We start from the raw sequence: 1,477 nt of genomic DNA, 5'->3' as shown, positions 1-1,477 counted from the left end.
ATTACGCGGTGATTCAACGCAGCGCATTCAGCGTCGACTGTGCAGGTTTTGCCCGCGGGAAACCCGAATTTGCGCCCACAACCTACACAGTCGGCGTCCCTGCACTGGTGCGTTTCTTGGAAGCACACCACCGAGACCCGGACGCCCAAGCTATCGCCGACGAGCTGACCGACGGGCGGTTCTACTACGCGAAAGTCGCCAGTGTCACCGTCGCCGGCGTGCAGCCGGTGTATAGCCTTCGTGTCGACACGGCAGACCACGCGTTTATCACGAACGGGTTCGTCAGCCACGCTACTGGCCTCACCGGTCTGAACTCAGGCCTCACGACAAATCCTGGTGTATCCGCTTGGCAGGTCAACACAGCTTATACTGCGGGACAATTGGTCACATATAACGGCAAGACGTATAAATGTTTGCAGCCCCACACCTCCTTGGCAGGATGGGAACCATCCAACGTTCCTGCCTTGTGGCAGCTTCAATGACTGCAGGAAGGGGATCCGGCTGCTAACAAAGCCCGAAAGGAAGCTGAGTTGGCTGCTGCCACCGCTGAGCAATAACTAGCATAACCCCTTGGGGCCTCTAAACGGGTCTTGAGGGGTTTTTTGCTGAAAGGAGGAACTATATCCGGATAACTACGTCAGGTGGCACTTTTCGGGGAAATGTGCGCGGAACCCCTATTTGTTTATTTTTCTAAATACATTCAAATATGTATCCGCTCATGAGACAATAACCCTGATAAATGCTTCAATAATATTGAAAAAGGAAGAGTATGAGTATTCAACATTTCCGTGTCGCCCTTATTCCCTTTTTTGCGGCATTTTGCCTTCCTGTTTTTGCTCACCCAGAAACGCTGGTGAAAGTAAAAGATGCTGAAGATCAGTTGGGTGCACGAGTGGGTTACATCGAACTGGATCTCAACAGCGGTAAGATCCTTGAGAGTTTTCGCCCCGAAGAACGTTTCCCAATGATGAGCACTTTTAAAGTTCTGCTATGTGGCGCGGTATTATCCCGTGTTGACGCCGGGCAAGAGCAACTCGGTCGCCGCATACACTATTCTCAGAATGACTTGGTTGAGTACTCACCAGTCACAGAAAAGCATCTTACGGCTGGCATTACAGTAAGAGAATTATGCAGTGCTGCCATAACCATGAGTGATCATACTGCGGCCAACTTACTTCTGACAACGATCGGAGGACCGAAGGAGCTAACCGCTTTTTTGCACAACATGGGGGATCATGTAACTCGCCTTGATCGTTGGGAACCGGAGCTGAATGAAGCCATACCAAACGACGAGCGTGACACCACGATGCCTGTAGCAATGGCAACAACGTTGCGCAAACTATTAACTGGCGAACTACTTACTCTAGCTTCCCGGCAACAATTAATAGACTGGATGGAGGCGGATAAAGTTGCAGGACCACTTCTGCGCTCGGCCCTTCCGGCTGGCTGGTTTATTGCTGATAAATCTGGAGCCGGT

General features: G+C 51.1%; 2 protein-coding genes. Both read left to right on the top strand.

Annotated elements, in window-relative coordinates; genetic code table 11:
• The coding region (locus C7C45_RS35410; protein ID WP_341866535.1) for a carbohydrate-binding protein at positions 1–482 on the top strand (482 nt) is incomplete at its 5' end.
• A gap of 287 nt (positions 483–769) precedes the next feature.
• Positions 770–1,477: class A beta-lactamase (bla, locus tag C7C45_RS33195; protein ID WP_110568844.1), on the top strand; the 708-nt coding region annotated here is incomplete at its 3' end.

The organism is Micromonospora arborensis (genome assembly GCF_003205615.1).
Taxonomy (GTDB): domain Bacteria; phylum Actinomycetota; class Actinomycetes; order Mycobacteriales; family Micromonosporaceae; genus Micromonospora; species Micromonospora arborensis.
This window is presented reverse-complemented; position numbering and strand designations above follow the sequence as displayed.